We start from the raw sequence: 22159 nt of genomic DNA, 5'->3' as shown, positions 1-22159 counted from the left end.
GGCATGGGCAGGCAACGGGCGTTCGACGAGGACGAGGTGGTGCGCGCCGCCGTGAAGTTGTTCGGCGGGCGTGCTTACGACGGGGTTTCCATCGACGACCTCGTCACCCACCTCGGCGTGCACCGCAACAGCCTGTACAAGACTTTCGGCAGCAAGCGGGGCCTCTACCTGGTCGCCGTGCGCCGCCACCTCGCCGAGGACGTCCGTCCCCTGGCCGAAGCGCTTACCGCGGCACCGGATGCCGCGGCCGCGCTGGAGCTCGTCACGTCGGCCGACCTCGGGCTGCTGCTGCTCGCGGTGGTCGAACGGGCGCCGGTCGACGAGGAGGTGGCCGCCGAGGTCGCCGCGGCGCTGGCCGCCGTCGACCAGGCGATCGCCGACGCGCTCGGCATTCCCACCGCCCTGGCCGCCGCTCTCACGGCGGCCGCGCTGGGCATTCTCCTGCGCGGCAACCCCGACGGTGTCGGCGCCGCGCTGACCCACCGCCTCGATCCCCTCGACTGACAAAGGAAAACCGAAATGGCACTGGTCACCATCGATGGCGACGACCTCGTCGTCGTGATCAAAGGTCTGGACAAGCTCTGGGCGTTCAAGAGCAGCCTGACCATCCCGCTGGCCAACGTCCGCGGCGCGACCGCGGACCCCGGCATCGCCGCCGACCCCAAGGGGATGCGGGCGCCGGGTGCCCACGTGCCCGGTGTGATCACCGCGGGCACGTTCCACCTCGACGGCGAAAAGGTCTTCTGGGACGTCAAGGACGCGTCGAAGGCCGTCGTGATCGAACTCGCCGACGAGCGCTACACCCGCCTCGTCCTCCAAGTCGACAACCCGCGTGCGACCGTCGCGCTGGTCGAGAACGCCCTGCGCTGAAAGAGGTTGCCGATGTTTTCCCACCTCGCCGCGGTCACGGTGTCGCTGGCCGTCGTGACCGCCGCCCCGGCCGGGGCAGCACCCCGCCTCGTGCCCGCCGCCGACCGTGAAGTCGTCTTCACCGCCGACGGGACGACGACGTACGGCACGCTGCACGTACCCGCGCACCGCGCCGGGCACCGGCTGCGCGCCGCGTTGGTGCTGCCCGGCAGCGGACCCACCGACCGCGACGGCAACCAGCCGGGCGCGCTGCCGAACACCCTGGCGCAGGTGGCCGGCGTGCTCGGCGGCGACCGGGTCGCCACGCTGCGGTTCGACAAGTACGGCACCGGCCGCACCGGGCTCGGCGCCTACCGCGACCACCCGGAGGCCCTCGACTACCCGGCGTTCGTCCGCCAGGCGAGGGCCGCCTACGAGGTGTTGCGCGATCAGCCGGAGACCGACCCGCACGCGCTGATGGTCCTCGGGCACAGCGAAGGCGCGATGACCGCGCTGCTGCTCGGCGGCACCGTCCACCCGCGCCCGATCGGCGTGGCACTGCTGCAACCGCAGGCGATCCGCCTGCTGGACCTGGTCGCGCTGCAGCTGCACGCCCAGACCGCCGAGGCGGTCCGGCAGGGCCAGTTCACCCCGGAGCGGCAGTGGGTGATCGACGCGGCGATCGACGCCGCCGTGACCGCCCTGCGCGCACACCGGCCGGTCGGCACCACCGACCTGCCGCCCGCCGTCGCGCAGCTCTTCACGGCCTTCCAAGGACCGAGCGGCCGGTTCGTGGACAGCGACGACGCCGTCTACCCGCCGTCCGCCGCCGCGGCCCTGCGGCCGGGGACCGGGGTGCTGCTGACCTGCGGCACGAACGACACCCAGGTCCCTTGCGCCACAACGGATGCCTTGACGTCCGCGCTGCGCCGCGCGCACGTCGGCGGGCCGGGCCGGGTGCGACTGTCCGGTGTGGACCACCTGCTGCACGACGCCGATCACCCGGACACCCCCGCCCCGGCCGTGCTCGACGCCCTGCACCGGTTCGCGGGGAGCGAGTGACGTCGGAATCGCTGATCTCCCGCAGGGTAGGGTGCCTCCGATGACCGCCCCGGGCTTGTCCCTGCCGCAGCGAGTACGCCGGGTGCTGGCGATCCGGCCCTTCCGCCGGCTCTGGGGCGTGACGTTCCTGTGCAGCACCGCCGACTGGCTCGCCTTGCTCGGCGTGGCCGATCTCGTCTCCAGCGCGGCCGGCAGCTACGCGGTGAAGAGCTTCGCGTTTTCCGGTGTGGTGTTCAGCAACCTCCTGCCCGGGTTGCTGTTCGCCCCGGTCGGCGGGTTGCTCGCCGACCGGTTCGACCGGCGGAAGGTGATGGCCGTCGGCGACGTGCTGCGGTGCGTCCTGCTGCTTTCGGTCGTGGTGGTCGATCTGCCGTGGTGGCCGTTCGCCGGCGCCTTCCTCACCAGCAGCGTCGCGATGCTGTGGATCCCGGCCAAGGACGCCGCCGTGCCCAACCTGCTGCCTCGGCCGGATCAGGTCGAAACGGCCGGCCAGCTCGGCTTGGTGATGACGTACGGCATCTCGGTCGTCGCCGGCGGCGGGCTCTACGCCCTCGCCGGCATCGGGCCTTCACTGCGGCTGCCCGACGACGTGCTGGGCACCAACGGTTCCGTCAAGGTGGCCATCGCCCTCGCGGCCGGGCTCTACCTCGCGAGTTCGTTCCTGATCGCCCGGCGGATACCCGAGCTGTCGGGAACGACGGACCGCAACCGCGTCGGCAAGGGTGGAGCGGACCGCCCCGGCGTCGCCGCGATGGCGCGCGACGCCGGCCGCTTCATCCGCACCACGCCGTTGGTGCGCGGCCTGCTCGTCGGTGCGGTCGGCGCGTTCGCCGCCGGGGGAGCGGTCGTCGGGTCGGCCCAGTCCTACGCCAAGAGCGTGCTGGCGGGCCAGGCCGGGTTCGGGTTGCTGTTCGCCGCGGTGTTCGTCGGCCTCAGCGCCGGGATCGCCGGTGCGCCGATGGTGGCGGCGCGCCTGGCGCACGAGCGGTTGTTCGGCGTGGCGATCGTGGGCGCCGGGCTTTCCCTGGTCCTGGTGGCGTTGTCACCGCACCTGTTCGTGTCGCTGGCCGGCGTCCTGCTGGTCGGCGCCTGTGCCGGCGCCACGTTCCTGACCGGCGTGACGATCATCGGGTCCCAGGTCGCCGACGAGGTGCGCGGCCGCGTCAACGCCCTCTACCAGTCCCTGCTGAAGATCGTCCTCGGCGTCGCGGTCGCGGTCGTCCCGCTGCTGGTCGGGCTGACCAACGCGCGGGCGGTCCACTTCTTCGGGAACGAGGTGCTCGTCGACGGCACCCGGCCGGTCCTGCTCGGCGCGGCGGCCCTGGCGTGTGCGGCGGGCGTGCTCGCCCACCGCCAGATGAACCCGCACCGGCCGGGCCGCCTGCTCGCCGACCTGCGCGGCAGCCTGTCGCGCCGTCCCCGCCGCCCGGCCGGGTTCCTCATCGCGGTCGAAGGTCCCCCGCGCGCCCGCACGGCGGGTCACGCGGCCGAGCTGGCCGGCTGGCTCCGGCGCTCGGGGGAGCACGTCGTGGTGCTCGCCACGGACCCCGGACGTGACGACCCCCGCTTCGAGGAGCTCATGACCAGCGCGGCGTTGACCGGCCCGCGCGCTCGCGCGCTGGCCGCCGCGGCGATCCGCGCGGACACCATCGAGCAGGAAGTCCTTCCCGCGCTCGAGTCGGGAGCCGTCGTCGTCGTGGAACGGCTGATCGACTCGCCGCTGGACCGGTCGGCGAGTTCGGCCGGGATCGGCTCGGACGTGATGGCCGGCCTGGCCGGCTGGGTCACCGGGCGGCTCCGTCCCGACCTCACCGTCCTGCTCGACCAGGACACGGGCAGTCCCCCGCGGTCGGCCGACGACTGGAGCGACCGGATCCGCGGCCTGCTGAGCGATCTGGCCGCGACGTCACGGTGCGTCGTCATCGAAAGCGCGGAAGTCACCGCGAGTCAGGACCAGATCCGCGCCGCGGTCGGCGAAGCGCTCGCCCGGCCCCGCCGGCCGCAAGTCGTGTTTGCGCGGGCCCGGACGACGGGTACCGGTACGGCAGCCGAGCCGGACGGGGTGCCTGTCGATGAACGAGCTGCCGGACGTGATCGCCGGGCGGTACGAGATCGGGTCGCTGATCGGTGAAGGGGCCACCGCCCGGGTGTACCGGGCCGTCGACCGGGAACTGGGCCGGGCGGTCGCGGTCAAGGTCTACGACCGCCACGCGGTGGCCGTGGACCAGCTGCGCCGGGCGCGGGAGAAGCGGCTGCTGGCCAGCGTCCAGCACCCGCGGATCGTCGCGTTGCACGACAGCGGCACCGAGGGGGACCGGCCGTACCTGGTGATGCAGCTCGTCGACGGGGAGAACGTCGCCGAACGGCTGCTCGCCGGGCCGTTCACCGCCGAGGAGGTGGGCGAGCTGGCGATCCGGCTGGCGGACGCGCTGGCCCACGTCCACGCCCGCCAGATCGTGCACCGCGATCTGAAGCCCGCCAACGTCCTGCTCGGTCCCGGTGGTCCGGTGCTCACCGATTTCGGCATCGCGCACGCGCTGGACTCCACGCGCATCACCGGCACCGGGCTGGTCACCGGCACTGCCGCGTACCTGGCGCCGGAGCAGATCCTGGGGGAGCAGGCCGGGCCGCCGGCCGACGTCTACGCCCTCGGCCTGATCCTGCTCGAGTGCTTGACCGCGCAGCGTGAGTTCCCCGGCACCCTGGCGGAGTCGGCGATGGCACGGCTGCACCGCGCGCCGCGTGTTCCGGCCGGTACCCCGGCTCCGCTCGCGGACACGCTCCGCCGGATGACCGCCCGCGAGCCCGCGGACCGGCCGGCCGCCGCGGAGATCCCGGAGCTGCTGCGCGAGCAGCCCCGCACCGTCCGGGCGGTCCCGGTCGTGGCCCCGGCACCGTGCCGACGGGCGTGGGCCGGCGGCCTGGCGGCGGTGGCCGCGGCTGCGGTGCTGGCGGCGGTGCTCGCGAGGCCGGCCGATCCCGGGCCCGAGCCGGCTGTCGTGCCCGAGGCCGTGCCGCCCACCGGTTCCGTCGTGGTCCCGGTTCAGGTCACCTCGTCCCCGGCGACGGCGCTGGTGGTGGCATCCTCCCAAGCCGCCCCACCGGCGGCGGCTGGAGTGGTCGCCGCACCGCCGAAGGCCGGCCCGGAGAAGCAGGCGAGTGGGCCGGCGAAGCCGCATGGCGAGCCGCATCAGGATGTCAAACAGGCGAAGGGGCGGGGCGGGCCGCCGGGGAAGCCGTGATGTGGTTGCGATGCGGTGGGGAGCACCTACGTCCGCTCGGTGGCGGGTCGCGGTGGAGGAGCCTGCGTGTGGGCCGGTGAGGCCGCGTGGCGGTCCGTACCGGGATGTCAAGCAGGCGAAGGGGCGGGGCGGGCCGCTGGGGAAGCCGTGATGTGGTTGCGGTGCGGTGGGGAGCACCTACGTCCGCTCGGTGGCAGGGCGCGGTGGAGGAGCCTGCGTGTGGGCCGGTGAGGCCGCGTGGCGGTCCGCACCGGGATGTCAAGCAGGCGAAGGGGCGGGGCGGGCCGCCGGGGAAGCCGTGATGTGGTGGTTCGGTGGCGAACACCAGCGTCCCGTGGGGACGATGGTTCAGGACTGTTCGCGTCCGTCCGGTGGCAGGACGCGGCGCAGGAGCCGGCGGATGCGGTCGAGGTCGACGTCGGCCGCCAGGCGGGCCTGCTCCGGCGGTTGCTCCGTGAGGGCGTCGACGCCGAACAGCAGGCGGGGGAGTGCCGGGTGGACGGTGAGGCCGATCAGGTCGCTCGCCGCGGCGTGCGCCTCGCCGGGCGCGAGCCCCAGCGTCTGCACCAGGTGTGACGCGAGGTCGGCGGTCGTGACCTCGAAAAGGACGTCGTAGAACCCGGCCGCCAGGTCCGGCAGGCGTTCGGCTTCGGCGATCCCGAGGCGGAGCATCCGGCCCACCGACGACCAGCGCAGCAGCTGCACGAAGCGCCCGCAGTACCGCACGACCGCTTCCAGCGGGTCTTCGGCGTACGCCGCGGGCGTGCCCATCCGCTCGCCGAACAGGGCGCGGATGCGCTCGACGACCGCGAGGAACAGCGTGTCCTTGGTCGGGAAGTGCGCGTACAACGAACGCTTCGACGTCTCCGCGCGCGCCGCGATGGCGTCCATGGAGGTCCGTTCGAAGCCGGCTTCCAGGAACGCGAGCTTCGCCGCGTCGAGGATGTGCTCGCGCAGCGCTGCCCCGCGTCGGGCCATGGCGTCCACCTCAAAGTATACGGTACGGTAGAGTTTACTTCTGGTTCCGCTGAACGGAGACATCATCCATGATCGTGGTCACCGCCCCGACCGGGCAGATCGGCAGCAAGCTCGTCGCCACCCTGCTCCAGCGGCGCGAGCCGCTTCGCCTCGTCGTCCGCGACCCCGGGAAGCTGCCCGCCGGAGTGCGGGACCGGGCCGAGATCGTCGTCGGGTCGCACCGCGATCGCGACGTGCTGGACCTCGCCCTCGAGGGTGCCGGCGCCCTGTTCTGGCTGATGCCGGCGGACGCGACCGCGAGCAGTCCCTACGAGGCCTACGTGAGCGCCTCGATCCCGGGTGCCGACGCCGTCGTGCGCCACGCGGTTCCCCGGGTCGTGGTCGTCTCCGCGCTCGGCCGCGGCTCGGGGATCTACGCCGGGCACGTGTCGGCCTCGCACGCGATGGAGGACCTCTTCCGCAGCACCGGCGCGCACCTGCGGGCGCTGGCGCTGCCCGCGTTCATGGACAACTTCCTGAGGCAGGCGGCCGGCATCGGGGCCGGGGTCCTCTCCGGCACCCTCCCCGCCGGCTTCGCCACGCCCTGGATCGCGACCGAGGACATCGCGGCGCTCGCCGCCGGGTACCTCCTCGACCGCGCTTGGACCGGGCAGGACACCGTCGACGTCCTCGGTGGCGAAGACCTTTCGCACCACGACATCGCCGAAATCCTCACCGACGTCCTCGGAGCGCCCGTCGCGTACCGGCCCGGGGACCGCGCCGCCGTCGAGCGTTTCCTCGTCGGCCGTGGTTTCTCCGAGGCGATGGCCCGTTCCGTGACGGACATGGACGTCGCCGGCGAACGCGGCATCAACAACGGCACGCCCCGCACCGCCGGGAACACCACGCCCACCACGTTCCGCGAATTCGCCGTCGAAGTGATCAAGCCGGCGGTGGTCGCTGCCGGGCGCTGACGGCGAGAGCACTTCCGGCGGCGGTCGGCGGGTGGGACGTCACCAGTCTCGCTGACGAGCTCGATGCGGCAATGGACTTGTGCGGGTCGGTCCGAAGAAGACCGAAGTGAAGCGGGTTGAACTGGGCGACAGTTTGTGCAACGATCGCCGCCGTCTCAGCAACCTGTTATTCGCCGGAGTGACCTCAGCCAAGGAAGAAACGCACTATGCGATCCGCTCTTCGTCGACGAAGCCGAAGCATGATCCTCGCGGTCGCCGTCATCGGAACGGCCCTTGCCGGGTGCACCGTGGGTTCCGGGTCCGCGACCTTGGCCACCGCGACGAACCTCGCGGTCGTGCCGACCCTGCACGACGCGCTGCCGCAGGCGATCAAGGATGCCGGGGTGCTCAGGTTCGCCGGTGATTCCCATCCGCCCTACCGCACGGTCGCCCAGGACGGCACGGTCACCGGGATCGACGCCGACTTCCAGGCCGCGATCGGGCAGGTGCTCGGGGTCAGGACGCAGACCGTCGTCGTCGCCGGTCTGCCTGCCGCGCTGCAAGGCATGCTGGGCAACCGGTACGACGCGTTCAACGGCCCGGTCAAGGCCACCGCCGAGCGGGAGAAGCAGTTCGACACGATCACCTGGATGACCACCCGCACCGCCTACGTCTTCCCCGTCGGTTCGACGGCCGGGATCGCGCGGGTCGAAGACCTCTGCGGCAAGCGCATCGCGGTGGTGACCGCCAGCGTCGTCGAGGAGCAGCTGGGCAAGCTGTCCCGCTTCTGCACCGATCACCGGCACCCGGCGACGCAGACCGTCGGCCTCGACGACACCGACGCCACGCTGCTGGCCACCCGCTCGGGCCGCGCGGACGCCGCCGGGATGACGGAGGCGGCCGCGATCGACGTGACGCAGCGGCAGGGCGGGAACAAGTACGTCACCCAGACCGAGGCGCAGGGGGCGACGAAGGACGATCTGGCGTTGTACGTCCCCAAGTCCTCGAAGCTGGGCCCGGTCCTGCAGCAGGTGTTCGAAGAGCTGTTCCGGAACGGCACTTACGTCGGGATCATGTCGCGCTGGGGGCTGAACCAGGTCTCGGTCCCGAAGCCGGTGCTCAACGCGGCCACCTCGGGCTAGGCACGCGCTAGCCGAACACCCGGCGCTGGATCTCGCGGCGGTAGTCCTCCAGGGTGTTGTCGAGGTGGACCGCGGCGGCTTCGGCGGCCGCTTCCGGGTTGCCGGCGCGGATGGCCTCGAAGATCGCCGCGTGTTCCTCGACCGCCTCGGCCGCGTGGCCGCCGACCGTGCCGTGGAGGCCGATGGTGCTGGACTGGCGTTGCAGCCGCCGGGCTTCGCGGACGGACGCCAGGAAGAACTGGTTGTGCGACGCGGCCGCGATGCCGAGGTGGAAGTCTTCGTCGCCGCGGTCGAACAGGGCGGCCTCGCCGGTCAGGTGGCCCTCCCGGCAGGTTTGCGCGGCCGCCTCGATCGTGCGGAGCTCGGCCGGCGTGGCCCGGGTCGCGGCCAGCCGGGCGGCGGTCGTCTCCTGGACGCGGCGGAACTCGAACAGCATGTAGACGTGGTCGAGGTCGGTGGGCAGGAAGAAGCCCGACCAGCGGGCCGAGCCGAGCATCCCTTCGTCGTCGGCCACGTAGAGGCCCCGGCCCTTCTGGGCGCGCACCCGGCCGAGGGCGGAGAGGATCTTGATCGCCTCGCGCACCACGGTGCGCGAGGTGCTCAGCCGGGCGGCGAGCTCGTTCTCCGTGGGCATGCGGTCCCCGGGCCGCAGCCGGAGCTCGGCGATGAGCTCGAGGACCCGTTCGGCGACGAGTTCGTACCCCGGCCGGTACGGGGCCGACGGCGGCTCGTCCACCGGCTCACCTCCTTCGCGCTCAGTGGTCGGAGTGTAGAGGGCCGCCGATGAGTATGACTCATTCTGACTCGCCTCTTGACGAACCCCCGGCCAAGACGCTGAGATGGTGCCGCCGAAGCAGCCGTCTGCCGAAGATGTGTCTGACACATATCAGGTGCCACGATGAAGTGGAGTACCTCATGACAGTTCGTGCGCGCGCCACCGCAGCCCGTCGGCGGGCGGGCCTGGTCCTCGGTGCGGTAGCCACCCTCGCCGCGGTCACGGCCTGCGGGAACGGGGGGAGCGGCGGCGCCCAGGGCGGGTTCCAGCCGGTGCCGCAGACCGGCGGGAAGATCGTCGTCTGGGTCGACTCGACGCGGCTGCCCGCCGCCCAGGCGTACCAGAAGCAGCACCCCGCGGTGCAGCTGGACATCGTCACCTACGACGGCGACGCCAACGGCTCGAACTACCTGCAGACCAAGGTGGGCCTGTTCAACCGGACCCGCAGCGGCTGGCCGGACGTCGTGTTCAGCTCGCAGAACAACGAAGCGACGTGGGCGGTGCCGGCCGGGTTCACCGCGCCACTGGACAAGGGCCAGGTCCCGGCCGCCACCCTGAACGGCTGGACCGCCGGCGCCAACGACCCGTGCACGGTCGACGGCACGCTCTACTGCCTGCGCAACGACCTCGCCCAGACCGTGCTCTGGTACAACGCGTCCCTGATGCGGTCCTGGGGTTACCAGGTCCCCAAAACCTGGGAGGACTACCAGGCGCTGGGGCAGCGCGTCGCGGCGGAGCACCCGGGCTACCTCGTGGGCGCGGCCGGCGACAGCTTCGCCCCCGAGATCTACCTCTGGGCCGGCAAGTGCGGCGCCAACGAGATCACCGGCCCCAAGAAGGTCAAGGTCGACACCACCAGCCCGGCCTGCACGCGGATGGCGGCCCTGCTCGACACGCTCGTGCGGAACAAGACGATGTCGACCGGGAGCGTGTTCAGCTCCGACTTCGCCAAGAACGCCGCGGACAAGATCCTCATGCTGCCCGGGCCGTCGTGGTTCGGCGGGTCGGTGTTCCAGGAGTCGCTGAAGACCCCGGCCGGGCAGATCGCCGCCGCCCCGCTGCCGCAGTGGGCCGGCGACCCGGCGCCGTCGGTGGGCAACGTCGGCGGCGGCACCTGGCTGCTGTCCGCCCACAGCGCCAACCTCAAGGACGCCACCGACTTCCTCACCTGGGTCACGACTTCCGACGAGTACCAGGGCAAGACCGCCCCGGGCTACCCGGCGTACGGCCCGGCGGCCAAGACGTGGCTGGCGAAGCAGGCCTCCGGCGGGTACTACGCCAACGACATCACCGGCCCCCTGCAGGCGGCGGCCCCGCAGGTGTGGCGCGGGTGGGGCTACGGTCAGTTCAGCCAGGAGGCGATCTGGGCCGCGACCGTCACCCCGGGCCTGACGGCGGGCAAGCCGATCGTCTCGATGCTCCCGGAGTGGCAGACCGCGATCACCGACTACGCGCAGTCGAACGGGTACGAGGTCAGCCGGTGACGCGACGGCGGACGTTCCGGCCGGGCCGGTCCGGGCACCTGTTCGTCGCCGCCTACGTCGTCCTGCTGATCGCGTTCGGCGTCGTCCCCACGGTGTACGCGGTGTACTTCGCCTTCACCGACGCGGGCGACGAATTCGCCGGCGTGGCGAACTTCGTCGAGGCCGCGAGCGACTTCCGGTACCTCGCCGCGGTCGGGCACGTGGCGCTGTACCTCGTGCTCTGGCTGGTGTCCCTGGTGGTGTTCGTGGTCGCGCTGGCGCTGCTGCTGCACCGCCTGGGAGCGGCCGCCGTCAGCAGGGCGCTGCGGTTCCTCTACTACATCCCGGGCGCGCTGGCCGGGGCCGCGAGCGTCATGGTGTGGCTGTTCCTGCTCGACCCGGCGGTGAGCCCGGTGAGCGCGCTGCTGCGCGCGTTCGGGTTCGACACCTTCGGCCAGGTCGTCGCGCCGGAGCACCTCCCGGTCCTGTTCACGCTGATCGCCTTCTGGACCGGGGCGGGCGGCTGGATCGTCGTGCTGTACGGCGCGCTGAACACCATCTCGCCCGAGCTGCTGGAGGCCGCGCGGATCGACGGCGCCGGGGCGTGGCAGACGGCGTGGCGGATCCAGATCCCCCTGCTGCGCAAGTGGATCGTCTACATGGTCATCCTGGCCTTCGCCGGCGGGACCCAGCTGTTCGTCGAACCGCAGCTGCTGTCGCAGGCGAGCGTCGGCGTGGCCGGGCGCGACTACTCGCTCAACCAGCTCTCCTACGACTTCGCCTTCCAGAACGACAACGTCAACACCGCCGCGGCGATCTCGGTGGAGCTGCTGGTGGTCGGGCTCGTCGTCGCCGGGGTGTTCGTCGCGCGATCGGGGTTCTTCGATGCCGACTGAGGGCGCCCGCCGGCGCGTGAACCCGCTGCCGGCCTTGATCCTGGTGCTGTTCCTGGTGTTCTTCGTGCTCCCGCTGCTGTGGCTCGTGCTGGCGGCCACGAAGACCGACGACCAGCTCGTGCACGGGAACCCGCTGTCCTTCGGCTCGTGGCGGGCGCTGGCGGACAACTGGAGCGCGCTGACGTCCTTCCAGGACAACGCGATCTTCCACTGGCTGGGCAACTCCGCGCTCTATTCGTTCGTGGCGCTGGCGATCACGCTGGGCGTGGCGATCCCGGCCGGCTACGCGCTCGCCATGACCGAGTTCCGCGGCCGCAAGACGCTCCTCGTCGCGACGCTGGTGGTCATGCTGATGCCGAACGCCACCCTCGTCGTGCCGCTGTTCCTCGAACTCAACGCGGTGCGGCTGATCGGCTCGATGTGGTCGGTCGTGCTGCCGTACGCGTTCTACCCGTTCGGCGTGTACCTGACCTACATCTACTTCACCACCGCCGTGCCCCGCGACCTGCTCGACGCGGCCGAGCTCGACGGCTGCACGCAGTTCGGGGTGTTCCGGCGCGTCGCGCTGCCGCTGGCCGCGCCGATCGTCGCACTGGTCGGGTTCTTCAGCTTCGTGGCCAACTGGACGAACTACTTCCTGCCCTACGTCCTGCTGCCGCAGAGCGACCAGTTCCCGGTCCAGGTGGGCCTGGGCACCCTGCTGAACTCGGTGCCGCAGTTCAACCCGACGGTCGGCACCGCGGCGGTGCAGCGCCCGGAGCTGGCGCTGGCCACGCTGCTGGCGATCACGCCGGTGCTCGTCGTTTTCCTGTTCTCCCAGCGCTTCCTGGTCGCCGGGATGCTGGCCGGCGCGACCAAGGAGTGACGTGCACCCCGTCATCACGGCCTCGGTGCCGCTGCTCGAACCGCCGGGCTGGGCGCTCGCCCAGCGGGAGCTGTTCGCCCTGCTCGACCGCGCCTGGCGGCAGTTCGCCCGCGACTTCACCGGCCCGGACGGGCGGCTCGCCTACGCGGACGCGCTCACCACCCGCGACGGCGTCGACGACTTCTACGAGACGTTCTTCAACTGGCCCCAGCTCTACCTGCTCGGCGGCGCCGACGACCTGCTCGCCGAGTCGGAGCGGCACTGGGAAGGCATCACCCGGCAGCTGACCGAGCTGGGCATGCTGGCCGGCGGGTACGAACGCGGCTACGACTGGTTCCACCAAGGCGAAAGCCTGCTGCTGCTGTACTTCCTGTGCATGGCGGCGCCCGGGCGGTGGCGCGCTCGCGCGCTGCGGTTCGCGGAGCTCTACGTCGACCCGGCCCACGGCAACTACGACCCCGCGCACCGGATCATCCGCCGTCCGCACAACGGCAGCGACCCCGCCCGCGAAGGACTCTTCGACGGCGGCTCGTACCCGTGGCTGCCGCACGAAGCCGAGCTGTACGGCTTCCCGCTCGAATGGCTGCTGCCGGCGGACGCCGGGGAGCCACCGCGAGAGCGTGATCCCCGCCTGGGCGAAGAGATGCGGCGGCGGATCGGGGTGGGGGACACCGCGGTCAACCTCGCCGCCTCCGGGCTCGTGTTCAACGCGCTGCTGCTGTCCGGCGAAGAACGCTACCGCGAGTGGCTCGCCGAGTACGTCGGCGCGTGGCGGGAGCGCGCGGCGGCCAACAACGGCATCCTCCCCGACAACGTCGCTCCCGACGGGACCGTCGGCGGGCTGCTGGACGGCCGCTGGTACGGCGGGCACTACGGCTGGTCCTGGCCGCACGGCTGGTACAGCGTCGGGCACGCCGCCGTCGTCGCCGCCCTGTCCGCCGCGCTCGCCACCGGCGACGACACGTTCACCGACCTGGTGCGCCCGGCGCTGGACGAAATCATCGCCCACGGCAAGGTAATGGCGTTCACCGAAGCGGACTCCAGCCTCGCGTCCAAGTGGACGGTGCAGCTGCGCCAGGACGTCGACACCCCGACGCTGCACGTGCCTTTCCGCCACGACGACCGGGGCTGGTTCGACCACAACCCGATGCTGATGGGCGTGCCGGTCGCGCTGTGGCACCACTCGGGCGCGGCCGTCGACCGGGACCGCCTCGACCGGCTGCGCGCGGCCGGCGGCCACGACTGGCGGACCGTCCGGCCGTTCCGCAGCAAGGAGGAGGCCGGGCACGAGGAGCCCTGGTTCGCCTATCTGGCCGGGGACAACCCGGAGTACCCGGAGCGGATCCTCGCCGCCGCCCAGGCCCAGGTCCGCCACCGGCTGGCGCGGATGGCGCGGTACCGCGGCCGCCCCGTTCCCGAGGCCGACATCCACCTGTGGCAGCAGTCCAACCCCGTGGTCACCGAAGCGCTGGTGCAGCTCACGTGGGGCGGTCCGCAGGTGATCTACAACGGCGGGCTGCAGCAGGCCCGCGTCCGCTACCACGACGCGGGGGCGCGACGCCCCGGCCTGCCCCCGTCGGTGGCGGCGCTGGTTTCCGCCATCGATCCCGGGGCGACCGTGGTCGAGCTGGTCAACCTGGACCCGGCAGCGCCGCGGTCGGTCGTCGTCCAGGCCGGCGCGTTCGCCGAGCACCACTTCCGGACCGCGAGCTACACGACGTGCGACGACCCGTCGTGGATCGGCGGCCTGTACGACTACGGCCACCGCGAACCGGTCGTGACGCACCGCTCGATCGACCTCGACGGCCCGTGGCTGCGGGTGGAGCTGCCGCCCTCCACCCGGATCCGCCTGACGCTGCGGCTGGCGCTGCGGGCCCGTCCGCCGTCGTACGCGACTCCGTTCGAAGAGCCGGAAGGGACGGGGTGACCCGGCCGTGGCCCCGTCCGCGAGCGGGCCACACCCGCCCTCGCCGTCGCCCGGTCTACTGGCCGCCGCCGAGGCGGTACTCCGCGTTCACCAGCTCCAGCAGCTCGGCCACCGACGTGTCCGCGGATGCCCGGTCGAACGTGATTTCCCCGTGCTGCACCAGGTTCACCCGGTCGCAGACGTCCACCACCTGGCCGTAGTTGTGGGCGATGAGGATGATCGCGATGTCCCCGCGCTGCTTCAGTTCCTGCAGCAGGCGCAGGATCACCGCGCTCTCCTTGGCGCCCATCGCGGCGAGCGGCTCGTCGAGCAGCAGCAGCTTCGCGTTCGAATACACCGACCTCGCGACCGCGATCGCCTGCCGCTGGCCGCCGGAGAGCATGCCGACCTCGGTGGTCACCGACGGGATGCTGATGCCGATCGAGTCGAGCGCCTCGCGCGCGCGGCGCTTCATCTCCCCGCGCCGCAGGAACGGCAGCGGGCGGTGCGTCAGCTCGCGGTTGAGGTGCAGGTTCAGGTACACGGGCAGGTCGTCGACCATCGCCAGGTCCTGGAACACCGTCTCGATGCCCAGCGACCTCGCGTGCACCACCGACTTCAGCGTCACCGGCTCGCCCTCGAACAGGAGACGGCCGCCGTCGGGCTGGTGGTAGCCGGTGAGGATCTTGATCAGCGTCGACTTGCCCGCGCCGTTGTCCCCGATGAGCCCGAGGATTTCGCCGCGCCCCACGTGCAGGGAAATGTCGGTGAGCGCGGCGACCGGCCCGAAGCTCTTGCTGATGCCTTCGGCACGGATGACGTCGGTCATGCCACCTCCCGGGAGCCGACGCGTTTGCGCACCACGATCAGCGTCACGTTCAGCACCATCGCGCCCAGGATGGCGGCGCCGAGCACGACGTTGAACGCGTTCGCGCTGATCCCGGTCAGGTTGAACCCGTCGAACACGATGCCGAGCAGCAGCGCGCCCAGGAACGCACCGGCCACCGTCCCCGATCCGCCGAGCAGCGCCGTCCCGCCGATGACGGCCGCCGCCACCGCGAAGAACATCGTCGTGAACCCCCCGTTCGTCGGGTCGTACGAGCCGACCCGGGTGCCCTGCAGGATGCCGGCGAGCCCGGCCAGGGTGCTGGTGACCGCGAAGTTGACCACCTTCACCCGGTTGACCGGGATACCGGACTCCGCGGCGCCGACCGGATTGCCGCCGGTGGCCTGCGTGTGGATGCCGAAGCGCGTCGCCGAGAGCACCACCTGCATCACGACGACCACGCCGATCGCCCACAGGAACTCCGTCCAGCGCGCGCCGCCGAACACCTCGAGCACCGCGCTGTCCTTCGGCGCCCCGACCGGCCGGGCGTTGGAGATGACGAGCACCAAGCCCTGCAACAGGAACGCCATGCCGAGGGTGGTGATGAAGGACGGGATCGTCAGCACGGTCCGGATCAGCCCGTTCACCACGCCGATCAGCGCGCTCAGCACGATCGCGGCGAGCAGCGCGAGCCACAGCGGCCAGCCGTTGACGAAGAACTGCATCAGCAGGAACGGGGACAGGGTGAAGACGAAGCCGGCCGACAGGTCGATCTCCCCGCAGATCAGCAGCATCACCTGCCCCGCGGCGATGATCGACCACGGCGCCACGTACTGGGCGATCGTCTGGTAGTTGTCCGCGGAGTTGAACGCGCCGGTCGTCACCGTGAAGTAGATCCCGGCGGCGATCGTGACCAGCAGGATGCTCAGTTCCTTGACCCGCATCACGCCGAGCAGCAGCGATCTCACGTCGTCGCCCCGCTACCGGCTCAGCACCGACGCGGGCGGCAGCGGGATCGAGCCCGGCATCGCGATCACGTCCTTGTTGTCGCCGCCTTCGAACCGGCTCTTGGCCGTCGCGTACGGGCCGACGTTCTCCTTGGTGACGAACGTGAGGCCGGTGTCGGTGACCGGCGGCGCGACCAGCGTGCCGGACAGCCGGAACAGGTACAGGTAGAGCACCGACAGGAAGCCCTGCAGGTACGGGGACTGGTCGATGGTGAAGTCGAGCGCGCCGGCCTTCACCCCGGTGACCGTGTCGTCGAGCAGGTCGAACCCGCCGCCGCCGATCTTGCCGGTCAGGCCGCGGTCGGCGATGAGCTTCGCGCACGCGGCGGTGCTGCCCGCGTCGACCGCGTAGATCCCTTTGGCCGCGGTGTTCCCGGTGTAGGCGGCGGTCATCGCGTTGAGCTCGCCGGCCTGCTCGGCGCCGGTGTTCACCGACTGGACGCGCACGCCGGGCGCGGCCTGCTTGAGGGCGTCGGTGATGCCGTCGAGCCGCGGCTGGACGTTGTTGCCGCCCGGCTGGGAGATGCCGACCAGGATGTCGCCGGAGGTGACCTTCTGCGCGATGCGCTGCCCCATCCGGAAACCGGACAGGTACAGGTCCTGGCCGACGTAGGTCAGCGGGTAGTTGCCGGCCGCGTTGGCGTTGTATGCGATGACGGGAATGCCTTGGCCGAGCGCGCGTTTGGTGAGGTCGACGAACGCGTTGTCGTCGGTCAGGGCCACGGCGATCCCGTCGGCCTTGCCGGTGATCGCTGTCTCCATGGCGCTCGCCATCTGGGCGACGTTGCCGTTCTCCGAGCCGGTCCACTGTGGCTCGGGCACCCCGAGCAGGGCCGCGGCGTCGGCGAGGCCGGTTCGCGTCGGCACGAAGAACGAGTTCGTGGTGACGTGGTTGACGAACACGAACCGCCACTGCGGTGTGCCCGGGAAGGGCCCGGACCGGCCCCCGTTCTGGCCGTTCTGGCCTTCTTGGACGCTCGTGCACGCGGTGAGCAGCGCGCTCGCCGCCACGCCCCCGGCCCCCAGGTACTTGAGCGCGGATCTCCGGGAAGTGCCTGTTCCAGCTGTCATGGTGACCCCGAATCCATCTCAGCGGCAGTGCTTCGGCTACGACGGGTCTCTCGCGGTGAGGCGTCAAAAACGGTAGCAGACGTATGATGTCTCGACCAGACTTTTGTGGACACGACCTTGCTTCTGGACTTTTTGGCGGCGAAAGCGTAGCCATACGTATGTTGTCTGTCCGGAGTGTTCGAGGGAGAGGTGGCGACCTTGCCCGAGGTGATCAGCGCGATCGAAGCCGTCGACGTCCGCTTCCCGACGTCGCTGAGCCTCGACGGTTCCGACGCGATGAACCCGGAACCCGACTACTCCGCCGCCTACGTGACCATCCGCACGAGCACGGGGGAGGAGGGGTACGGCCTCGCGTTCACCGTCGGCCGCGGCAACGACGTGCAGGTCGCCGCCGTCCGGGCCCTGGTGCCGTTGGTCGCGGGGATGCCGGTCGAGGACGCGCTCGCCGATCTCGGCGGTTTCTCGCGCCGCCTCACCGGCGACAGCCAGCTCCGGTGGCTGGGCCCCGACAAGGGCGCGATCCACATGGCGGCGGCGGCGATCGTCAACGCCGTGTGGGACCTGCGGGCGCGCCGCGAAGGCAAGCCGGTCTGGCGGCTGCTCGCCGGGCTGCCGCCGGCGGAACTGGTCGACCTGGTCGACTTCCGGTACCTGCGGGAAGCGCTTACCCGGGACGAGGCCCTCGACATCCTCCGCCGCGCCGAACCCGGCCGGGCCGCGCGGCAGGCCGAGCTGCTCGCGTCGGGTTATCCCGCCTACACCACGACTCCCGGCTGGCTCGGCTACGCGCCGGAGAAGCTCACGGCGCTCGCGGCGGAGGCGGTCGAGGCCGGGTTCACCCAGATCAAGCTCAAGGTCGGGGCCGACCTCGACGAGGACGTCCGGCGGCTCCGGCTGGCCCGCGAGGTCGTCGGCCCGGACGTGCGGATCGCCATCGACGCCAACCAGGTGTGGGGTGTCGACCAGGCCATCGCGTGGCTGCGGCCGCTGGCGGAGTTCGACCCGTACTGGATCGAAGAGCCGACCTCACCCGACGACGTGCTCGGCCACGCCGCGATCCGCCGGGCGGTCGCGCCGATCAAGGTGGCCACCGGGGAGCACACGCACAACGCGGTGATGTTCAAGCAGCTGCTGCAGGCGGAGGCGATCGACGTCCTGCAGCTCGACGCGAGCCGGGTCGCCGGCGTCACCGAGAACATCGCGATCCTGTTGCTGGCCGCGAAGTTCGGCGTGCCGGTGTGCCCACACGCCGGCGGGGTCGGGCTGTGCGAAATGGTGCAGCACCTGGCGATGTTCGACTTCGTCGCGGTGAGCGGGACGCGGCACGACCGCGTCATCGAGTACGTGGACCACCTGCACGAGCACTTCGTCGACCCGGTGCGGGTCGAGCGCGGGAGGTACCTGGCTCCGGAGCGGCCCGGCCTCGGCGCCCGGCTGCACCCCGGATCCCTCGCGCGCTACCGGTACCCCGACGGTCCGGCCTGGCAAGAAGAAGCGGTGGTGGTCGCATGAGCACCGGCACGCACACCCGTCCGCAGCCCGTCAACGAGGAGAGGTCATGAAGATCCGCTACCTGTGCGCCGTCGCGCTCGTCGCGGCCGGCGTGCTCGCCGGCTGCAGCAGCGGCGGCACGACGGCGTCCGGCGGCGCCGTCGTCGGCGTCGACTACCCGCGCTCGGACACCGACTTCTGGAACGCCTACATCAAGTACGTGCCCCAGTTCGCCGGGCGGTTCGGGCTCGACCTCAAGACGACGAACTCGCAGAACGACGTCGCCACGCTGACCGCCAACGTGCAGACGATGATCAGCCAGGGCGTCAAGGGTGTCGTCATGGCGCCGCAGGACACCGCGGCGATCATCCCGACGCTGCAGCAGCTGGCGGGCAAGAAGATCCCCGTCGTGTCCGTCGACACCCGACCCGACCAGGGCAACGTCTACATGGTCGTCCGGGCGGACAACCGCGCCTACGGGGAAAAGGCGTGCCGGTTCCTCGGCACGAAGCTCGGCGGCCGCGGCAAGGTCGTGATGCTGCAGGGCGACCTCGCCTCGATCAACGGGCGCGACCGCACCGAGGCCTTCGACGACTGCATGAAGCAGAACTTCCCCGCCGTCACGGTGTTCGGCGAAGCCACCAACTGGGACGCCGGCACCGCGGCCCAGAAACTGCAGACACGGCTGACCGCGAACCCGGACATCAAGGGCGTCTACATGCAGTCCAGCTTCGCGCTTTCCGGGACGCTGCAGCTGCTGAAGCAGCGGGGCCTGCTCGTGCCGCCGTCCGATCCGAAGCACGTGTTCGTCGTGTCCAACGACGGTATTCCCGAGGAGCTCGAGAAGATCCGGGCCGGCGAAATGGACGCGACGGTGTCCCAGCCCGCGGACCTGTTCGCCCAGTACGCGTTGCAGTACGTCAAGGACGCGATCGACGGCAAGAAGCCGGTGCCGGGCCGGACCGACCACGACAGCACCATCGTGGCCGTGCGCGACGGCCTGATGGAGGACCAGCTGGCCGCGCCGCTGGTCACGGCCGACGGCGCGGTCTTCGGGCCGGTGGCCAGCGTCAAGGTCGACGACAAGTCGTTGTGGGGCAACAGCAAGAGCTGACCGCCTCGGGAAGGAGGTGACCATGAGCACGGTGCCCGTCGTCGAAGCGCGGCAGGTGGTCAAGCGCTACGGCGCCACCACCGCGCTGGACCACGCCGACCTCACCGTCCTACCGGGACAGACGCACGCCCTCGTCGGCCGCAACGGCGCCGGGAAGTCGACGCTCGTCGCCGTCCTCACCGGCCTGACCGCGCCGGACTCCGGATCGCTGCTGATGAACGGCGAGCCCGTGCCCCGGCTGTCCGAACGGGACGGCTGGCGGTCGCGGGTCGCCTGCGTGTACCAGCGCTCGACGATCATCCCGGACCTTTCGGTGGCGGAGAACCTGTTCCTGAACCGGCAGGAGACGCTGCGCGGGTTCGTGCGCTGGTCCGCGGTGCGGCGGGCGGCCACCCAGCTGCTCGAACGCTGGTCGGTGGACGTCGACGTCCGCCGGCCGGCGGGGGAGCTCGGCGTAGAGCAAAGGCAGTTCATCGAGATCGCCCGATCGCTGTCCTTCGGCGCGCGGTTCGTCATCCTCGACGAGCCGACCGCGCAGCTGGACGGCGGCGCCATCACCCGGCTGTTCGGCCACATCGCCGAGCTGCAGCGCCAGGGCGTGACGTTCCTGTTCATCAGCCACCACCTGCAGGAGGTCTACGACATCTGCGACACGGTCACGGTCTACCGCGACGCCCGCCACGTCCTGACCGCCCCGGTCGCCGACCTGCCGAAGCCCGACCTCGTCGCGGCGATGACCGGCGAGAACGCCGTCGTGGCCGAAGAACGCGCGTCGTCGGCGCGGCCCGGCCCGGCCGTGCTCCGGGTGCGCGAGCTGAGCCTCGCCCCGCACTACGCGGGCGTGTCCTTCGAAGTCGCGCCCGGCGAGATCGTCGGCCTGGCCGGCGCCGGCGGCAGCGGCAAGACCGAGGTCGCCGAAACGCTCGCCGGACTGCGGGCGGCCGATTCGGGCACCGTCGACGTCGGTGACCACCGCCCCCGCCCCGGCGACGTTCCGGCGGCACTCGCCGCCGGGCTCGGCTTCGTCCCGGAAGACCGCCACCACCAGGGGCTCGTGCCCGGGATGTCGGTCGCGGACAACACCACGTTGTCCGTCATGGACCGGCTCGGCCCGGGCATCTTCGTCCGGTCCGGGCTTCGCGACCGGCTGGCCGGGACGATGATCGACCGGCTCGAGGTGAAGACACCCGGCCCCGGGCTCGCGGTGTCGGCGTTGTCGGGCGGCAACCAGCAGAAGGTCGTCATGGCCCGTGCCCTCGCCGGTGATCCCCGGGTGCTCGTGCTGATCACCCCGACCGCGGGCGTGGACGTGCGGTCGAAGGAATTCCTCCTCGGCAAGGTGGCCGAAGCCGCGGCCGGGGGCACCGCGGTGCTGATCGCGTCGGACGAGCTGGACGACCTGCGCCTCTGCGACCGCGTGCTGGTGCTGGTCCACGGCCGGCTCACCACCGGGCTGGCCGCCGGCTGGCGGGACCACGAGGTCGTGGCCGCCATGGAAGGAGTCGACCTCGATGCCTGAGAGCCCCACCGCGTTGCGTGCCGCGGCGCAGACCGGATCCGCTGCCGCGCGACCGCCACGGCGTATCGCCTTCGCCCGCCTGCGTGATTTCGCCCTGGTGCCCGGGATCCTCGCGATCGCCGTGGTCGGCCAGCTGGTGAACCCGGTGTTCCTGCAGTACGACAACGTGCTCAACATCCTGCAGACCATGTCGGAGATCGCGTTGCTGGTGCTGGCGCAGACCCTCGTCCTGGTCGTCGGCAAGATGGACCTGTCGCTCGAATCCACTTTCGGCCTGGCGCCCGGCGTCGCGGCCTGGCTGACGATCGAGGGCGGCCACTCGCTCGGCCTCCTGCCCTCGTGGACCGCGGTTCCCGTGGTGCTCGCGGTCGGCGTGCTGGTCGGGGTCCTCAACGCCCTGCTGATCGTCCGGTTCGGGCTGAGCGGGTTCGTGGTCACCCTCGGCATGCTGATCGTGCTGCGTGGCCTGCTCACCGGGATCTCCGGCGGCCAGACGTTCTTCGGCATGCCCGAGTCGATGCTCTACCTCGGCACCACGCTGTGGGCCGGGATCCCGGCCTCCATCTGGATCTGCGTGCTGCTGTTCGCCGGCGGTGCCGTGCTGCTCGGGTACACCCGGTTCGGCCGCAGTCTCTACGCGATCGGCGGCAACGAAGACGCGGCGAAGGCCGGCGGGATCCGGACCGACCGCATCGTGTGGATCGTCCTCATCGGCGCGAGCGTGCTGGCCGCGCTCGGCGGGCTGCTGCTTTCGGGCCGGCTCGCTTCGGTGGCCGCCGGCCAGGGCAACGGCTACATCTTCACGGTCTTCGCCGCAGCGGTCATCGGCGGCGTCAGCCTGAACGGCGGCCGGGGCACCGTGTTCGGCGCCTTCACCGGGATCCTGCTGCTGTACATGATCCAGAACGTGCTCACGCTGGCCGGCGTGCCCGCGCAGTGGATCGGGGCGCTCAACGGCACGATCATCCTGGTGGCGCTGGTGATGTCCCGCATCACCAGCGGTAAACGGCAGGGTTGAGAG

General features: G+C 71.4%; 20 protein-coding genes. 15 read left to right on the top strand and 5 right to left on the bottom strand.

Annotated features, from left to right (window positions below; genetic code table 11):
• Positions 1–3 precede the first annotated feature (3 nt).
• From AB0B33_RS18505 to AB0B33_RS18485, 5 genes are read left to right on the top strand one after another with little or no spacing between them, the layout of a single operon-like run.
• Positions 4–504, top strand: coding sequence for a helix-turn-helix domain-containing protein (locus tag AB0B33_RS18505; protein WP_360772988.1), 501 nt, complete (start codon positions 4–6; stop codon positions 502–504).
• Positions 505–519: 15 nt separating this feature from the next.
• Positions 520–870, top strand: a complete 351-nt coding sequence (locus AB0B33_RS18500) for a hypothetical protein (protein WP_247024955.1) — start codon at positions 520–522, stop codon at positions 868–870.
• A gap of 12 nt (positions 871–882) precedes the next feature.
• Positions 883–1911, top strand: coding sequence for an alpha/beta hydrolase (locus AB0B33_RS18495; RefSeq protein WP_360772985.1), 1029 nt, complete (start codon positions 883–885; stop codon positions 1909–1911).
• 40 nt (positions 1912–1951) lie between these two features.
• Positions 1952–4042 carry an MFS transporter gene (locus AB0B33_RS18490; RefSeq protein WP_360772982.1) on the top strand — a complete coding sequence of 697 codons (2091 nt, stop codon included), beginning with the start codon at positions 1952–1954 and terminating at the stop codon, positions 4040–4042.
• Positions 3984–5153: a serine/threonine-protein kinase gene (locus AB0B33_RS18485; RefSeq protein WP_360772979.1), complete on the top strand. Its 1170-nt coding sequence runs from the start codon at positions 3984–3986 to the stop codon at positions 5151–5153. Before AB0B33_RS18490 ends, AB0B33_RS18485 begins: the two co-directional genes overlap by 59 nt.
• A 348-nt stretch (positions 5154–5501) precedes the next feature.
• Here the strand turns inward: AB0B33_RS18485 and AB0B33_RS18480 are convergent, their stop codons facing one another.
• On the bottom strand, positions 5502–6131 hold the full coding sequence (locus tag AB0B33_RS18480) for a TetR/AcrR family transcriptional regulator (RefSeq protein WP_360772977.1): 630 nt from the start codon (positions 6129–6131) through the stop codon (positions 5502–5504).
• A 68-nt stretch (positions 6132–6199) separates the two neighbouring features.
• Between AB0B33_RS18480 and AB0B33_RS18475 the strand changes: the two genes are divergently transcribed.
• Together AB0B33_RS18475 and AB0B33_RS18470 are read left to right on the top strand one after the other, a co-directional pair.
• On the top strand, positions 6200–7084 hold the full coding sequence (locus AB0B33_RS18475; RefSeq protein ID WP_360772974.1) for an NAD(P)H-binding protein: 885 nt from the start codon (positions 6200–6202) through the stop codon (positions 7082–7084).
• A gap of 239 nt (positions 7085–7323) precedes the next feature.
• Positions 7324–8205, top strand: a complete 882-nt coding sequence (locus AB0B33_RS18470) for a transporter substrate-binding domain-containing protein (RefSeq protein WP_247024949.1) — start codon at positions 7324–7326, stop codon at positions 8203–8205.
• Between the two features lie 7 nt (positions 8206–8212).
• Here the strand turns inward: AB0B33_RS18470 and AB0B33_RS18465 are convergent, their stop codons facing one another.
• Complete coding sequence (locus AB0B33_RS18465; RefSeq protein ID WP_360772970.1) at positions 8213–8941, bottom strand: FCD domain-containing protein; 729 nt, start codon at positions 8939–8941, stop codon at positions 8213–8215.
• 179 nt (positions 8942–9120) lie between these two features.
• Here AB0B33_RS18465 and AB0B33_RS18460 point away from each other — a divergent pair, with 179 nt between their 5' ends.
• Genes AB0B33_RS18460 through AB0B33_RS18445 form a run of 4 tightly spaced genes read left to right on the top strand, consistent with a single transcriptional unit; the run spans position 9121 to position 14131 of the window.
• A complete protein-coding gene (locus AB0B33_RS18460; protein WP_360772967.1) occupies positions 9121–10464 on the top strand; it encodes an extracellular solute-binding protein in 1344 nt (447 codons plus the stop codon).
• Complete coding sequence (locus AB0B33_RS18455) at positions 10461–11339, top strand: sugar ABC transporter permease (protein WP_360772964.1); 879 nt, start codon at positions 10461–10463, stop codon at positions 11337–11339. The genes AB0B33_RS18460 and AB0B33_RS18455 overlap by 4 nt, the downstream gene beginning before the upstream one ends.
• A complete protein-coding gene (locus tag AB0B33_RS18450) occupies positions 11329–12204 on the top strand; it encodes a carbohydrate ABC transporter permease (protein ID WP_360772961.1) in 876 nt (291 codons plus the stop codon). The genes AB0B33_RS18455 and AB0B33_RS18450 overlap by 11 nt, the downstream gene beginning before the upstream one ends.
• A 1-nt stretch (position 12205) precedes the next feature.
• Positions 12206–14131, top strand: coding sequence for a hypothetical protein (locus AB0B33_RS18445; protein WP_360772958.1), 1926 nt, complete (start codon positions 12206–12208; stop codon positions 14129–14131).
• A gap of 55 nt (positions 14132–14186) precedes the next feature.
• On the opposite strand, the gene AB0B33_RS18440 is transcribed toward AB0B33_RS18445, so the two are convergent.
• Genes AB0B33_RS18440 through AB0B33_RS18430 form a run of 3 tightly spaced genes read right to left on the bottom strand, consistent with a single transcriptional unit; the run spans position 14187 to position 17014 of the window.
• On the bottom strand, positions 14187–14939 hold the full coding sequence (locus tag AB0B33_RS18440) for an ATP-binding cassette domain-containing protein (RefSeq protein ID WP_360772955.1): 753 nt from the start codon (positions 14937–14939) through the stop codon (positions 14187–14189).
• The gene (locus AB0B33_RS18435) at positions 14936–15904 is read right to left on the bottom strand and encodes an ABC transporter permease (RefSeq protein ID WP_360772952.1); all 969 of its coding nucleotides are present in this window, start codon (positions 15902–15904) and stop codon (positions 14936–14938) included. Before AB0B33_RS18435 ends, AB0B33_RS18440 begins: the two co-directional genes overlap by 4 nt.
• Positions 15905–15916: 12 nt before the next feature.
• Positions 15917–17014, bottom strand: a complete 1098-nt coding sequence (locus AB0B33_RS18430) for a substrate-binding domain-containing protein (RefSeq protein WP_360772950.1) — start codon at positions 17012–17014, stop codon at positions 15917–15919.
• 198 nt (positions 17015–17212) lie between these two features.
• On the opposite strand from AB0B33_RS18430, the gene AB0B33_RS18425 reads away from it, so the two are divergent.
• The 4 genes from AB0B33_RS18425 to AB0B33_RS18410 are packed head-to-tail and all read left to right on the top strand — an operon-like array spanning position 17213 to position 22156.
• The gene (locus AB0B33_RS18425) at positions 17213–18526 is read left to right on the top strand and encodes an enolase C-terminal domain-like protein (RefSeq protein WP_360773536.1); all 1314 of its coding nucleotides are present in this window, start codon (positions 17213–17215) and stop codon (positions 18524–18526) included.
• 46 nt (positions 18527–18572) lie between these two features.
• On the top strand, positions 18573–19619 hold the full coding sequence (locus AB0B33_RS18420) for a sugar ABC transporter substrate-binding protein (protein ID WP_360772947.1): 1047 nt from the start codon (positions 18573–18575) through the stop codon (positions 19617–19619).
• Between the two features lie 22 nt (positions 19620–19641).
• Positions 19642–21138, top strand: coding sequence for a sugar ABC transporter ATP-binding protein (locus AB0B33_RS18415; protein WP_360772944.1), 1497 nt, complete (start codon positions 19642–19644; stop codon positions 21136–21138).
• Positions 21131–22156 carry an ABC transporter permease gene (locus AB0B33_RS18410; RefSeq protein ID WP_360772941.1) on the top strand — a complete coding sequence of 342 codons (1026 nt, stop codon included), beginning with the start codon at positions 21131–21133 and terminating at the stop codon, positions 22154–22156. Before AB0B33_RS18415 ends, AB0B33_RS18410 begins: the two co-directional genes overlap by 8 nt.
• Positions 22157–22159: the final 3 nt, after the last annotated feature.

This window comes from Amycolatopsis sp. NPDC049159 (genome assembly GCF_040648295.1).
Lineage (GTDB): Bacteria > Actinomycetota > Actinomycetes > Mycobacteriales > Pseudonocardiaceae > Amycolatopsis > Amycolatopsis pretoriensis_A.
This window is presented reverse-complemented; position numbering and strand designations above follow the sequence as displayed.

Coding starts and splice junctions, on each gene's coding strand:
- AB0B33_RS18505 (WP_360772988.1), top strand. CDS start 4: ATGGGCAGGCAACGGGCGTTCGACGAGGACGAGGTGGTGCGCGCCGCC.
- AB0B33_RS18500 (WP_247024955.1), top strand. CDS start 520: ATGGCACTGGTCACCATCGATGGCGACGACCTCGTCGTCGTGATCAAA.
- AB0B33_RS18495 (WP_360772985.1), top strand. CDS start 883: ATGTTTTCCCACCTCGCCGCGGTCACGGTGTCGCTGGCCGTCGTGACC.
- AB0B33_RS18490 (WP_360772982.1), top strand. CDS start 1,952: ATGACCGCCCCGGGCTTGTCCCTGCCGCAGCGAGTACGCCGGGTGCTG.
- AB0B33_RS18485 (WP_360772979.1), top strand. CDS start 3,984: ATGAACGAGCTGCCGGACGTGATCGCCGGGCGGTACGAGATCGGGTCG.
- AB0B33_RS18480 (WP_360772977.1), bottom strand. CDS start 6,131: ATGGCCCGACGCGGGGCAGCGCTGCGCGAGCACATCCTCGACGCGGCG.
- AB0B33_RS18475 (WP_360772974.1), top strand. CDS start 6,200: ATGATCGTGGTCACCGCCCCGACCGGGCAGATCGGCAGCAAGCTCGTC.
- AB0B33_RS18470 (WP_247024949.1), top strand. CDS start 7,324: ATGATCCTCGCGGTCGCCGTCATCGGAACGGCCCTTGCCGGGTGCACC.
- AB0B33_RS18460 (WP_360772967.1), top strand. CDS start 9,121: ATGACAGTTCGTGCGCGCGCCACCGCAGCCCGTCGGCGGGCGGGCCTG.
- AB0B33_RS18450 (WP_360772961.1), top strand. CDS start 11,329: ATGCCGACTGAGGGCGCCCGCCGGCGCGTGAACCCGCTGCCGGCCTTG.
- AB0B33_RS18440 (WP_360772955.1), bottom strand. CDS start 14,939: ATGACCGACGTCATCCGTGCCGAAGGCATCAGCAAGAGCTTCGGGCCG.
- AB0B33_RS18430 (WP_360772950.1), bottom strand. CDS start 17,014: ATGACAGCTGGAACAGGCACTTCCCGGAGATCCGCGCTCAAGTACCTG.
- AB0B33_RS18420 (WP_360772947.1), top strand. CDS start 18,573: ATGAAGATCCGCTACCTGTGCGCCGTCGCGCTCGTCGCGGCCGGCGTG.
- AB0B33_RS18415 (WP_360772944.1), top strand. CDS start 19,642: ATGAGCACGGTGCCCGTCGTCGAAGCGCGGCAGGTGGTCAAGCGCTAC.
- AB0B33_RS18410 (WP_360772941.1), top strand. CDS start 21,131: ATGCCTGAGAGCCCCACCGCGTTGCGTGCCGCGGCGCAGACCGGATCC.